A 13,362-nucleotide genomic window follows, 5' to 3' on the forward strand; every position below is an offset into this window, starting at 1 on the left:
GGGCCCGAGTCCGGTGCACGCTACGACGAGCCCGGTGCCCGACCGCCCGGCGACGCCACCGGCCCCGGCGAGGCACTACCGGACTCACGCCGCGTCACCGGACGCAGCTCATGCGTTCGCGACCAAACCCAGCTCCTCGGGCGAGGACAACAGTTCGTGGGCGGGTAGCACGCGGACCGTATAGCCGATCGAGCCCGGCAACAGTATCGGCGTTTCGACCGTGAACACCTCCACGGTCGATTCCGGTGTCTCCCGGCCGGTCGAGGACATCGAGGCGAAGGTGGTGTCGAACAACTCGTCGTCGGCCGAGACCCGGCCCAGCACCGCCTGCACCACCACATCCTGCGGCTCCAGCCCGCCCAGGTCCACGCGCGCGGTCAGCGACAGAAGTGCACCGGGCACCGGGGTGTCGGGCAGACCTGTTGCGTCGGCCTGGAGCACTCGCACCCGCGACCAGGCGTGCCCCACCCGGTTCCGGTATTCCGCGATCTCCCGCGCTCCACGCAGCCCCGATTCGGTGACCCGCCGGTACGCTGCCGCGGCCGGGACGTAGTACTGCTGCGCGTAGTCGCGCACCATCCGGTCGGCCTGCACTTCGGGGCCGAGGGCGCGCAGGGTGTGGCGCACCATCTCCAGCCAGCGCACCGGCAAACCGTGCGTATCGCGTTCGTAGAACCGAGGGACGACGGTGCGCTCCATCAGTTCGTAGAGCGCGGTGGCCTCCAGATCGTCGCGGCGTTCTTCGCCGACACCGTCGGCGGACGGGATGGCCCAGCCGTTCTCACCGTCGAACATCTCGTCCCACCAGCCGTCCCGGATCGACAGGTTCAGGCCCCCGTTGAGCGCCGATTTCATACCCGAGGTTCCACAGGCCTCGAGGGGGCGCAGGGGATTGTTCAGCCACACATCACAACCCCAGTACAGGTACCGGGCCATGGACATGTCGTAATCGGGCAGGAAAACGATCCGGTGCCGGACGGCCGGGTCGTCGGCGAAACGCACCACCTGCTGGATGAGCGCTTTACCACCTTCGTCGGCGGGGTGGCTCTTACCCGCCACCACCAGCTGCACCGGACGGTCCGGGTCCAGGAGCAGCGCGCGCAGCCGTTGCGGGTCGCGCAGCATGAGCGTCAGCCGCTTGTAGGTGGGCACCCGGCGGGCGAATCCGACGGTGAGCACCTGCGGGTCGAAAACACCGTCCACCCACGATAATTCCGCTTCTGCGGCACCACGCTGCAACCACGATGCACGCAGCCGTCGGCGCACCTCCGCGACCAGGGCCGCGCGCAGGGTGCTGCGGGTCTCCCACAGCCGCTCCGGCGCCAAGTCGCCGAGCTTCGCCCACCCGCCGGGACCGTCCGGATCATCCAGCTGCTCGACCCATTCCCGCGCCGCCCAGGTGGGCGCGTGTACACCGTTGGTCACCGATCCGATCGGCACCTCGGCGGTATCGAAACCGGGCCACAGCGGGTTGAACATCTCCCGGCTCACCTCACCGTGCAGCCGCGACACACCGTTGGCACGCTGCGCGAGACGCAACCCCATATGCGCCATGTTGAACACCGCCGGATCGGCTTCGCGGCCCAGCCCGACGATACGGTCCACACCTATACCGGGCAGCAGCGGCGAATCCGCCTCACCGGCCGATCCCCCGAAATACCGGTGCACCAGCGATACCGGGAACCGGTCGATACCGGCGGGAACCGGGGTGTGGGTGGTGAAGACCGTCCCCGCCCGCACCGCAGCCAGCGCGGTATCGAAATCGTGCCCGGCGGCGAGATATTCGCGAATCCGTTCGAGCCCGAGGAACCCCGCGTGCCCCTCGTTCATATGGAAGACCTCCGGATCCGGGAGACCGGCCGCCGCGGTGTAGGCCCGCACCGCCCGCACGCCGCCGATACCGGCCAGTATCTCCTGTTCGATCCGGTGGTCCTGGTCGCCGCTGTAGAGCCGGTCGGTGACAGCGCGCAGATCCGGGTCGTTGGCGGCGATATCGGAATCCAGCAGCAGCAGCGGAACCCGGCCCACCTGCGCGATCCACACCCGCGCCGCCAGGACCCGCCGGTCCGGCATCGCCACATGCACCAGGACCGGCGAACCGTCCGCCGTCAACGGCCGCAGCGGCAAACTCTGCGGGTCCAGCGCCGGATACCGTTCGACCTGCCAACCGTCGGCGCTCAGCGATTGCCGGAAATACCCCGACCGGTAGAGCAGCCCGACCGCGATCAGCGGAAGGCCCAGATCCGACGCCGCCTTCAGATGATCTCCGGCCAGGATCCCGAGACCACCGGAATAGTTCGGCAGCACCTCGCTGACCCCGAATTCCATCGAGAAGTACGCGATTGCCCGCACCCCGAAATCCGCCCCGGGCCGATCCAGGTAGTCCCGCAGATCCGCGGCCGCCGCATCCAGCGACGCGCAATACCCGGTATCGTCCGCGAGCTCGTCGAGCCGCGGGGCCGGCACCTCTTGCAGCATCCGCACCGGATCGTGCCCTATCGCCGCCCACCGCAGGGGGTCCAGTGCGGCGAATACATCCTGCGTCGGGCCATGCCACGACCAGCGCAGATTGGTTGACAACTCGCCCAGCGCGGCCAAACGCTCCGGCAGATGGGCGCGGACGGTGAACCGACGCAGTGCCTTCATGCTGTAATTCTGGCGCCGCCTCCGTCGGCGCGGGTTTCGGCCCCCCTCGGTCCCTGCTTTCGGGCCAAAACGTCCAAGGGCCTCGTAAGACTCGGCACCCCCGGTCACGTTCGGCCGGAGCAGTTGCGGATCTGCCGCGGTCACCTGACCCTCTTTCCACCGCAGAATCGACGCCAAGGGGCCCCGAATCGGTGCTGCCGAAGGCGGCGCAAATATTGTGGTGTGGATGACCGGCCGCATCGCCATCGATGACACCGCCCCGCATATCCCCGGAGGGTATCCGGCGAAGGCGGTGGTCGGGGAAGTGTTCCCGGTGCGGGCCGTCGTGTGGCGCGAGGGTCACGGTTGCGTCGGCGCAAGCCTGGCGGTCCGCGCACCGGGATCGACGCGGTCCGTCCGGGTCCCGATGACTCCCGACTACGAACCCGACGTGTTCAACGGCGTCTTCACCCCCGACCGGCCCGGGGTTTGGCATTACCGGGTGGAGGGCTGGGCCGATTCGATCGCGACCTGGCGGTCTGCGCTCGAGGCGAAACTGGCGGTCGGACAGAGTGCACCCGATCTGGCCAACGATCTGGAGATCGGGGCGCGCCTGTTCGACCGGGCGGCGCAGGCGGTCGGTAAGAAACAGTTCGAGCGGTTGCGGGCGGCGGCGACGGCACTGCGCAGCACCGAACCGCTGCCCGCCCGGGTCGCGCCCGCGTTCACCGACGAAGTGGCCGAGATCCTGCGGGCGAATCCGCTACGGGATCTGGTGACGCGCGGCCCGCAATTCTCGGTGCTGGTGGAACGGCCACGCGCCCTCACCGGCGCCTGGTACGAATTCTTTCCCCGCTCGACCGGCGGCCGCGATTCCGGCGGCACCCCCGTCCACGGCACCTTCGCCACCGCGGCCGCCGAATTGCCTCGCATCGCCGCGATGGGTTTCGATGTGGTCTACCTGCCACCGATCCATCCGATCGGCCGGGTGAATCGCAAGGGCCGCAACAACGCCCTCAGCGCCGGTCCCGGCGACGTGGGGTCCCCGTGGGCCATCGGCGCGGCCGAGGGCGGGCACGATGCCTTCCACCCGCAGCTCGGTACCGAAGCCGATTTCGTCGCCTTCGTCCGCGCCGCCGCCGATCTGAACCTCGAGGTGGCCCTCGATCTGGCCCTGCAGTGCGCACCCGATCACCCGTGGGTCACCACGCACCCCGAATGGTTCACCACCCTGCCGGACGGCACGATCGCCTACGCCGAGAACCCGCCGAAGAAGTACCAGGACATCTATCCGGTCGATTTCGACAACGATCCCGACGGCCTCTACGCCGAGGTCCTGCGGGTGGTGCGGTATTGGATCGGGCTGGGGGTGAAGATCTTCCGGGTCGACAATCCGCACACCAAACCGGCGGATTTCTGGGAATGGCTGATCGGCGCGGTCCGCCGTACCGAACCGGATGTGGTGCTGCTGTCGGAAGCATTCACCTATCCGGCCCGCCTGTACGGCTTGGCACGGCGCGGTTTCAGCCAGTCGTACACCTATTTCACCTGGCGCACCCATAAGCACGAGCTGTCCGAGTTCGGCCACGAACTCGCCGCGAAAGCCGACGAGGCGCGCCCCAACCTTTTCGTCAACACCCCGGATATCCTGCACGAAAGTCTCCAGCACGGCGGTCCGGGCATGTTCGCGATCCGCGCCGTGCTCGCCGCCACCCTCGCACCGAGCTGGGGCGTCTATTCCGGCTTCGAGCTCTACGAACACCAACCTGTGCGCCCAGGCAGCGAGGAGTACCTGGATTCGGAGAAGTACGAACTACGCCCACGCCCGTTCGCGGCGGCCCGTGCCCGCGGCGAATCCCTGGAGCCCTGGCTGACCAGGCTCAACGAGATCCGCCGCCGCCATCCGGCGCTCCGGCAGCTGCGCTGCCTGCATTTCCACCACATCGACAACGACAACCTGCTGGCGTATTCGAAGATCGACCCGGCCACCGGGGATGCCGTCCTGGTGGTGGTGAATCTGAACCCGTTCACCGCCGAGCAGGGGATGCTCTCCCTGGATCTGCCCGCCGTCGGCCGCGAATGGCACGACCATCCGGTGGTCCACGACGAAATCACTGGCGAGGAGTACCACTGGGCGCAGACCAACTACGTCCGATTGGACCCCGCACGCGCGGTCGCGCACGTCATCGCCTTACCGCCGGTCCCGCATCATGCCCGCGCCGGCCTCGCCTACCGGCGGTCACTGCGGTGAACCGGCGCGATCTGCTGCTGCTGGCCGCGGGCAGCCATCCCGATCCGCATACCGTGCTCGGCGCCCATCCGGCCCCGGACGGCACCATCGTGCGGGTTTTGCGGCCGGAAGCGGAATCGGTATCGATCCGGGTCGCCGGCGCCGACCATCGGCTGACTGCGCTCGGCCACGGTGTTTTCGGCGGCACCCTCCCCTACCCGAGTCTGCTGGACTACCGGGTCGTGACCGCCTACCCGCACCACCCGACCACGGTGCTCGCCGACGGCTACCGCCATCTGCCGACCCTCGGTGACCTCGACCTGCATCTGATCGGCGAAGGACGCCATCAGCGGTTGTGGGAAGTTCTCGGTGCGCATCCCCGCCGTTATCCGGGCTCGGACGGCGAGGTCACCGGGGTGTCGTTCGCGGTGTGGGCCCCCAATGCCCGCGGCGTCGTCGTTTTCGGCGATTTCGATCACTGGCAGGGCGGTACCTGGCCGATGCGTGCCCTCGGCAGTTCGGGTGTCTGGGAGGTTTTCGTCCCCGGCGCCGCACCTGGTGATCGCTACAAATACCGCGTGCACGGTGCCGACGGCCGCGTCGCCGACCATGCCGACCCCCTCGCGTTCGCCACCGAACTCCCGCCGGCCACCGCGTCCGTCGTCACGGCGACCCGGCACAGCTGGACCGATCAGCGCTGGCTCACCGACAGAGCCCACACGGATCCGGCGCGGGCGCCGCTGAGTGTGTTCGAAATACATCTCGCCTCGTGGCGGCCGGGTCTGGGCTACCGCGAACTCGCCGAACAGCTCAGCGAATATGTGCGGCGCCTCGGCTTCACCCATGTGGAGCTGCTGCCGATGGCGGAGCATCCATTCGGCGGCTCGTGGGGGTATCAGGTGACCTCCTACTACGCACCCACCGCACGGTTCGGCAGCCCGGACGATTTCCGTGCCTTCGTCGACCGGATGCATGCCGACGGGATCGGCGTCATCCTCGACTGGGTACCGGGGCATTTCCCCCGAGACGCCTGGGCGTTGGCCCGATTCGACGGCACCCCACTCTACGAGCACGCCGATCCCCGCCGCGGTGAACAGCCCGCGTGGGGAACCTACGTTTTCGACTACGGCCGCCCGGAGGTCCGCAACTTCCTGGTCGCCAATGCCCGCTATTGGGTCGAGGAGTTCCATATCGACGGGCTGCGGGTCGACGCGGTCGCCGCCATGCTCTACCTGGACTACGGGCGCCCCGACGGTGGGTGGGAGCCCAATATCCACGGTGGCCGGGAGAACCTGGAGGCGGTCGGCTTCCTCGCCGAACTGAACGAGAGCCTGCACGGCTCGTATCCGGGTGTGCTGACGATCGCCGAGGAATCCACCACCTGGCCCGGGGTCACCCGGGCGACCGAGGTCGGCGGCCTGGGTTTCAGCATGAAATGGAATATGGGCTGGATGCACGACACGCTCGGTTATCTGAGCCGCGACCCCGTGCACCGCGCCTGGCACCACAACGAGATCACCTTCTCGTTGATGTACGCGTGGAGCGAGAACTACGTGCTGCCCATCAGTCACGACGAGGTTGTGCACGGCAAGGGCACCCTGTGGACCCGGATGCCCGGCGACGAGTTCGCCAAGGCCGGCGGCGTCCGCGCGCTACTCGCCTACATGTGGGCCCATCCCGGTAAACAGCTGCTGTTCATGGGGCAGGAGTTCGGCCATTACCGCGAATGGTGGCACGATCACAGCCTCGACTGGCACGAACTGGACAACCCACTGCACCGCGGTATCCAGCTCCTGGTCGCCGACCTCAACCGCGGCTACCGTCAACAGCCGGCCCTGTGGAGCCAGGACACCACCCCTGGCGGCCATTCCTGGATCAGCAGCGACGACCGCGACACCAATGTGCTGGCCTTCCTGCGGCACGCCGCCGACGGCGGCGTGGTCGCCTGTATCTGCAACTTCTCCGGAAACACTCACACCGATTATCGGATCGGGCTGCCGTTGCCCGGCGACTGGCTCGAAATCCTGAACACCGATGCTTTCGAGTACGGCGGAACCGGCGCCGGCAACCTCGGCGTCGTCCACGCCGAGCCCGTCCCTCTGCACGACCGCCCCGCATCCGCCGGGGTAACCGTAGGCCCGCTCAGCGTCATCTGGCTGGTCCCGCAGCGCTGACCGGATCAACGCACCCGAACCGCGCGGCAACCGCCGATGTCAGTAGAGGGCAGTCGCCAGTTTGCGGCGCGCCGCGACGACGAAGGGCTCCGACTGGTCGAACAGCTCGAACAGTTCCACCAGCCGGGTGCGCACCGTGGTCCGCTCATCGCCCGACGTCCGTTTGATCAGGCCGATCAACCGGTCGAACGCCGCCTCGGGCTGCTGCTGGAACATCTCCACATCGGCGGCGTCCAGTGCGGCCGCCACATTGCCCGGATCCGCGTCCGCGGTCGCGATCGCCGTTTCGGGCAGCTGCTGGGCCCGCCCGAGGAACTTCACCTGACGCAGTGCGGCCTTGGCTTCGGCGTTGGCCGGTTCCTGGGAAAGGATCGATTCGTAGGCCGATTCCGCACCCGGGAAATCGCCCTGCTCCAGTAGCGCTTCCGCAGTAGCGAATCGGGGGTCGGCGGCCGGCTCCGGTGCTTCGCCGTCCGGATCGGCTTCGAGCTTGCCCTCCACCGCTTGGACCACGGCGGCAAGCCACTGCCGGACCTGCTCCTCGGGTTGCCCACCCTGGAAATCCGCGAGCGGCTGACCGCCCGCGACGGCGACCACCGTGGGAATGCCCTGGACGCCGAATGCCTGCGCGATCCGCATATTGTTCTCGGCTTCGACGGCGGCCAGGTCCCAGGTGTCGTTCGCCTCGCCCAGGAGCCGCTCCAGCAGCTGCACCAGTTCGATGCTGCCGGGGCTGCGCTGCGAATACAGCACCACCACGACGGGCACCTGCATGGAGCGGCGCAGAACTTTGGTCTCGAAATCCGCCTCGGTGACCGTATGGTCACCGGTCGCGGCCGGCGCACCTGCGGGCGGCTGTTTCAGGGCGGACAGATCCACCGCCCCGGACATGGCGGCGGCTGCGGCTGGTGAAGGACGGCGTGGTGCTGGTCGAGTCACGGGTTCCAGTCTGTCACGACGAGGCAGCGAGGGTCTTCGGGGACTCGGTGCCGGACACGCCCTGCTGGTCGATTTTGCCGGTGCGCACGGCCCATACCTCGAACAGCACGGTGAAGAACGGCGGGATGCTGGACAGCAGCGCCAGCACGGTGGTCTTCCAGTTCCATTCGTACTCACGCGCGGTCAGCAGCGCGACCAGCAGGAACAGAACGAATACGCCGCCGTGCACCGGGCCGAAGATCTTCACGCCGATCTCGTTGCCCTCTTCCGGAAGGTATTTGAACGCCATTCCGGTCAACAGGCCCAGCCAGGACAGCGCCTCCAGCACGGCGAAGAAACGGAACCTGCCGGCGGTGGTGCGCAGACCAAGAAAGTTCATGCGCACCATTGTGCCCTAACCACTACGCCGTGTCGTAGTCGAACCGGTCACACCGGTCATACCGGACGCTCAGACCCGGACGATCAGCGCATCGCCCTGACCACCGCCACCGCACAGCGCCGCCGCCCCGACCCCGCCGCCGCGCCGCTTCAGCTCCAGCGCCAGATGCAGCACGATCCGCGCACCCGACATCCCGAGCGGATGCCCGACAGCGATGGCGCCACCGTTCACATTGACTATCGCCGGGTCGATCCCGAGCTTGCGGGTGGAGGCGATACCCACTGCCGCGAACGCTTCGTTGATCTCCACCAGATCCAGGTCGGCCGGGGCGATCCCCTCTTTGACACATGCCTTGGCGATTGCATTGGCCGGCTGATCCTGCAGCGTCGAGTCCGGCCCGGCCACCACGCCGGCGGCACCGATCTCGGCGATCCAGCTCAACCCCAGCTCCTGCGCCTTCGTCTTGCTCATCACCACGACCGCCGCCGCGCCGTCGGAGATCTGCGACGCCGAACCCGCCGTGATGGTGCCGTTCTTGCTGAACGAGGGCCGCAGCTTCGACAGCGACTCCGCGGTCGTATCGGCGCGGATACCTTCGTCCTGCCGGAACAGCACCGGGTCACCCTTACGCTGCGGCACCTCGACCGGCACCACCTCGTTGTCGAACACCCCGTTCTTCCACGCGGCGGCCGCCCGCTGATGTGAGGTCGCCGCGAAGGCATCCTGATCGGCGCGAGTGACCGGGTCGGTCTCGTTACGCTGCTCGGTAAGCGCACCCATCGCCTGATCGGTGAAGATATCGTGCAGGCCGTCGTAGGCCATATGGTCGCGCAGGGTCACATCGCCGTACTTGAATCCCTCCCGGCTCTTCTCGAGCATATGGGGAGCGCGGCTCATCGATTCCTGGCCACCGGCGACCACGATCTCGTACTCCCCCGCACGAATCAGCTGGTCCGCCAGCGCGATGGCGTTGATACCGGACAGGCACACCTTGTTCAGGGTGAGTGCCGGAACATCCATCGGGATACCGCCGGCGACGGCGGCCTGCCGCGCCGGGATCTGTCCCGCGCCCGCGGTGAGCACCTGCCCCATGATCACGTAGTCGACCTGGTCGCCCCGTACACCGGCCTTCTCCAGCGCACCGGCGATGGCGACACCGCCGAGGGCCGAGCCGCTGAAATCCTTCAGGCCGCCCAGCAGCCGGCCGACCGGGGTGCGTGCACCGGCGACGATCACGGAGTTGGTCACGACAAGCCTCCTGTAATTCTGGAGCCGCTCCGCGGCTCGAGGTCGGGGCCCTGTGCCAGAAACCGGGCCACCACCTGCCGGTTCGAAGTGAACCGGACCGATGCGCTACTCGGGAGTAACGCATCGTGCGGACGACTCCACGGTAACCCGCGGGTAGTCCCATACCGCCCGCAGGGATACACAGATCACCGTGCAGATTTGAAGGCGGTTGCCATCAGTTAAACGGATCCAGGTGGGTACGCACCGCCGCGCTGCCGGAACGCGCTACGTTCGAAGGGTGAGCACCGCTACCCCGTCATCAGAGTTCATTCCCGCCGACTACGTCGTCGCAGTCGATCACGTCGGCATCGCCGTGCCCGATCTGGACACAGCCGTGGCCTGGTACGCCGAGAACCTCGGCCTGGTCGAAACCCACCGCGAGGTCAACGACGAACAGGGCGTCCAGGAAGCGATGCTGTCCGCTCCCGCCGCCGAGGACGATTCGACTGCTCTACAGTTGCTGGCACCGCTCGACGCGACCTCCACCATCGCGAAATTCATCGACCGCAGCGGACCGGGCTTGCAGCAGTTGGCTTTCCGGGTCACCGATATCGACGCTGTTTCCGCATATCTACGCGATCGCGGAGTGCGTTTACTGTACGAGGCGCCGCGGCGTGGCACCGCCGATTCCCGCATCAATTTCGTCCACCCGAAGGATGCTGGCGGTGTGCTGGTCGAGTTGGTCGAGCCGGACCCGAATGTTACGCACTAGTATCGTAATCGGACCGTTAGGCGTACCTCCGATAACATTCCCGGTCGGCTCACCATGCGCCGGTCTCAGGCTGTAGTTTGTTGGCCATGTCGTCACCCGAGTCCGATCGCAATCGCTTCGTTGCGCTGCCCTTCACCGTCGTGCGCAAGGGTTATGCGCAAGACGAGGTACGTAACTATTTCGACCGTTTCGATGCCGAGTTGCGGGTCACCGCCACCGACCGCGATGCCGCTGCCGCCCAGGCCCGCAACCTCGCCAGTCAGCTGGAGGATGCCCGCGACGAAATCGACGAGCTCCGTAAGGAAGTCGACCGGCTGTCCGTCCCGCCGACCACCGCGGAAGGGATGAGCGATCGCATCTCCCGGATGCTGCGATTGGCTTCCGACGAGGCCTCCGAGGTCCGCGCGCTGGCGCAGGCCGAGGCCGCGGAGATGGTTTCCATCGCCGAGCAGCAGGCCACGGAGATGCGCGGTAAGTACGAATCGCTGCTCGCCGAAACCAAAGAGAAGCGCGAAGCCCTCGAAATCGAGTACGAGCAGACCCTCGCGAACGCCCGTACCGAATCCTCGAAGATCATCGAAGCCTCCCAGGCCGAGGCCGAGCGCCTGGCCAAGGAGTCCGACGCCAAGCGCAAGGCCACGCAGCAGGACTTCGAGGTCACCATGGCCGAGCGTCGCACCAAGCTGACCCGCGCCATGGAGGAGCTGGAGGCCACCAGCCGCGCCGAGGCCGCCCAGCGGATCAAGGACGCCACCGACGAGGCCAACCGTCTCATCACCTCCGCCACCCAGACCTCCGAGCGCAAGATCGCGCACGCCAAGGAACTGGCCGAGGAGATGCGCGTCCTGCGTGGTCGCGTCCTGGCCCAGCTGCTCGGTATTCGTGGCCAGCTCGATTCGGTGCCCGCCATGCTGGCCGCCGTCAACCGGGAGAGCGAACTCCTCGACGGGGTGCCCGAACAGTCGCGTAAATCGATCGGCAGTGGGCAGAACAAGTCGGTATCCGGCCGCAATAGCCAGAAGGCCATCCCCGAGGTGAACGCCGAAGACGAGTCGGAAGACATCGTCGACGAAGAGCGCGAAAACGCCGACATCAGCAACTAGAGCTCCAGCTGCTGTCGGAACGTGTACGGCGACACGACAAATCATTCCGAAGGCCGCCCCCACGGGGGCGGCCTTCCTCATATCCGACAGTCATATGTGCAGCGTCTTGCACAGTGAGAACAAGTCCCCCTCGATGCAGCCCGCCGGCTGGGCAAACTGCACCGTAGGCGGTCGAACCGCCCTGAACTTCGTCTGCGACAAACGGGGCCCGCGTCCGAGACCCGCCACCCGCAGCGAACCGCGCCCCGCGATTCCGGCGGTACTCGACGTTCACCATGAAGCGACCGCCCTGCCCTGTCGGACCTGCCCGACCGGGCAGGAGTCACCCGCGGGCCGGGACAGCCGGCCGGGCTGCACGCGCGCCTGCTCGACAGGCCGCGACATCAACTATGCGGCACGGACCGAGATCGAACAGTCGGCCACCGATTCTGTGTCGGCACTGCCATGCAGGCTGTGGTCCGTCCAGCGAGCTAAGACCACCGCCTGGTGATACCGCGGGTACCCCGGCCGTTCCAGCAACCCCGATGCCAATGCCGGCGATCGGTCTCTCCGCCACCCACCGGCCAGGCCACTACGTGGGCGACCCCCGGCATGACCTCATGATCGCAGCCAGGGCAGCGATACCGCTTCAACGCCCGGGCGCCCGGCACCGTCCGCACCACGTACTCATCGCCGTCGGGTCCGGCTTCGGTCCGGCGGTAGACATCGCCCAGCCCGGTGCCCAACCGTTGCGGCTGCGCCCCGTAACGCTCGCTGCGCGGTTTTCGTCGTGGCATGGCTTCCAGCTTAGAAGAGCCGGAATTCGTTGCTCTCGGTCCCGCGCAGAGCGTTGTAATCGAGGATCAGGCAGCGGATACCGCGATCCTCGGCCAACGTCCGCGCCTGCGGTTTGATCTGCTGCGCCGCGAACACCCCGGCCACCGGTGACAGCAGCGGATCCCGGTTCAGCAACTCCAGGTAGCGCGTCAGTTGCTCGACCCCGTCGATCTCGCCCCGCCGTTTGATCTCCACCGCGACCGTCCGCCGGTCCGCGTCCCGGCACAGCAGATCCACCGGCCCGATGGCAGTCATGTACTCGCGACGGATAAGGCTGAACCCCGCACCGAGAGTTTCCACATGCTCGGCCAGCAGCTCCTGCAGATGCGCCTCGACCCCGTCCTTGACCAGCCCCGGGTCCACCCCGAGTTCATGGCTGGAATCATGCTCGATCTCCTCGATCCCGATGCGCAACTCTTCCCCCGCCTTGTTGCTCACCACCCACAGCTCCTTGAACTGCCCCGCCGCCGCATCCGGCTCCCGTTCCTCCAGCCAGCACGGCGGGCTCATCCAGTTCAACGGCTTATAGGACCCCCCATCGGAATGCACCAGCACCGACCCATCCGCCTTCATCATCAACAGCCGGCGAGCCATCGGCAGATGAGCGGTCAACCGCCCCACATAGTCGACCTGGCACCGAGCAATCACGAGTCGCATCCGGCAGAGTCTAGGCCCTACCGGAGCCGGCCCCGGAACGGCGCCTCGACCGGCTCTGAGCAAACGAGCCGCAGGGTTCAACGATACCGGCATCAGCAGCGGTCATTCGAGACGATGACCGACAGCCGGATACCCCATAGGCCCGGAAGCATGCTTGCGCGGCTACACGCCACCCGCAGGACCGGACGTCAGTCCGAGCACTTACGACAACCGCGCACCACCCTGGCAACAGAGCTGGGCCGCTCCAGCCGGGCGTTCACCGCCGGGACGCTCCGACCCCGGACTGCCCGGAATATCCGCCCACCGGCGCGGGCCTGCCGAATGCCGGGCCACTATACCCACTGTTTCGCGGCCAACCAAATGAATGAGCCAAAGAGCCCATCCTCCGAACACCCCCTGAACGCACTCTAGGGGCCCACAAAAGTGGGCCCCTAGAGGGA

General features: G+C 67.2%; 10 protein-coding genes. 4 read left to right on the plus strand and 6 right to left on the minus strand.

Going from position 1 to position 13,362, the window contains the following annotated elements; translation table 11 throughout:
- Window positions 1-108: 108 nt before the first annotated feature.
- Window positions 109-2,646 carry an alpha-glucan family phosphorylase gene (gene glgP, locus NS6_RS20005; protein ID WP_174552612.1) on the minus strand — a complete coding sequence of 846 codons (2,538 nt, stop codon included), beginning with the start codon at window positions 2,644-2,646 and terminating at the stop codon, window positions 109-111.
- Between the two features lie 226 nt (window positions 2,647-2,872).
- Between glgP and NS6_RS35960 the strand changes: the two genes are divergently transcribed.
- Both NS6_RS35960 and glgB read left to right on the plus strand, forming a co-directional pair.
- Window positions 2,873-4,876 (plus strand): alpha-1,4-glucan--maltose-1-phosphate maltosyltransferase, encoded by a 2,004-nt coding sequence (locus tag NS6_RS35960; protein ID WP_068043898.1) that lies wholly within the window; start codon window positions 2,873-2,875, stop codon window positions 4,874-4,876.
- Window positions 4,873-7,029, plus strand: a complete 2,157-nt coding sequence (gene glgB / locus NS6_RS20015) for a 1,4-alpha-glucan branching protein GlgB (protein ID WP_068043901.1) — start codon at window positions 4,873-4,875, stop codon at window positions 7,027-7,029. Before NS6_RS35960 ends, glgB begins: the two co-directional genes overlap by 4 nt.
- Before the next feature lie 39 nt (window positions 7,030-7,068).
- Here glgB and NS6_RS20020 read toward each other — a convergent pair whose 3' ends face one another.
- The 3 genes from NS6_RS20020 to NS6_RS20030 form a co-directional block, all read right to left on the minus strand.
- Window positions 7,069-7,920: a tetratricopeptide repeat protein gene (locus NS6_RS20020; RefSeq protein WP_068043903.1), complete on the minus strand. Its 852-nt coding sequence runs from the start codon at window positions 7,918-7,920 to the stop codon at window positions 7,069-7,071.
- Window positions 7,921-7,981: 61 nt separating this feature from the next.
- The gene (locus NS6_RS20025) at window positions 7,982-8,347 is read right to left on the minus strand and encodes a DUF3817 domain-containing protein (protein WP_245669425.1); all 366 of its coding nucleotides are present in this window, start codon (window positions 8,345-8,347) and stop codon (window positions 7,982-7,984) included.
- Window positions 8,348-8,416: 69 nt separating this feature from the next.
- A complete protein-coding gene (locus NS6_RS20030) occupies window positions 8,417-9,595 on the minus strand; it encodes an acetyl-CoA C-acetyltransferase (protein WP_068043908.1) in 1,179 nt (392 codons plus the stop codon).
- Between the two features lie 277 nt (window positions 9,596-9,872).
- On the opposite strand from NS6_RS20030, the gene mce reads away from it, so the two are divergent.
- Complete coding sequence (gene mce / locus NS6_RS20035) at window positions 9,873-10,346, plus strand: methylmalonyl-CoA epimerase (RefSeq protein ID WP_062979335.1); 474 nt, start codon at window positions 9,873-9,875, stop codon at window positions 10,344-10,346.
- Between the two features lie 86 nt (window positions 10,347-10,432).
- Window positions 10,433-11,449, plus strand: coding sequence for a coiled-coil domain-containing protein (locus NS6_RS20040; RefSeq protein ID WP_068043910.1), 1,017 nt, complete (start codon window positions 10,433-10,435; stop codon window positions 11,447-11,449).
- Between the two features lie 470 nt (window positions 11,450-11,919).
- On the opposite strand, the gene NS6_RS34095 is transcribed toward NS6_RS20040, so the two are convergent.
- Together NS6_RS34095 and nucS are read right to left on the minus strand one after the other, a co-directional pair.
- A complete protein-coding gene (locus NS6_RS34095) occupies window positions 11,920-12,225 on the minus strand; it encodes an Rv1322 family protein (RefSeq protein ID WP_084471227.1) in 306 nt (101 codons plus the stop codon).
- Between the two features lie 10 nt (window positions 12,226-12,235).
- Window positions 12,236-12,922 (minus strand): endonuclease NucS, encoded by a 687-nt coding sequence (nucS, locus tag NS6_RS20045; RefSeq protein ID WP_068043912.1) that lies wholly within the window; start codon window positions 12,920-12,922, stop codon window positions 12,236-12,238.
- Window positions 12,923-13,362 lie beyond the last annotated feature (440 nt).

The organism is Nocardia speluncae NBRC 108251, from assembly GCF_001613245.1.
GTDB lineage: Bacteria > Actinomycetota > Actinomycetes > Mycobacteriales > Mycobacteriaceae > Nocardia > Nocardia speluncae.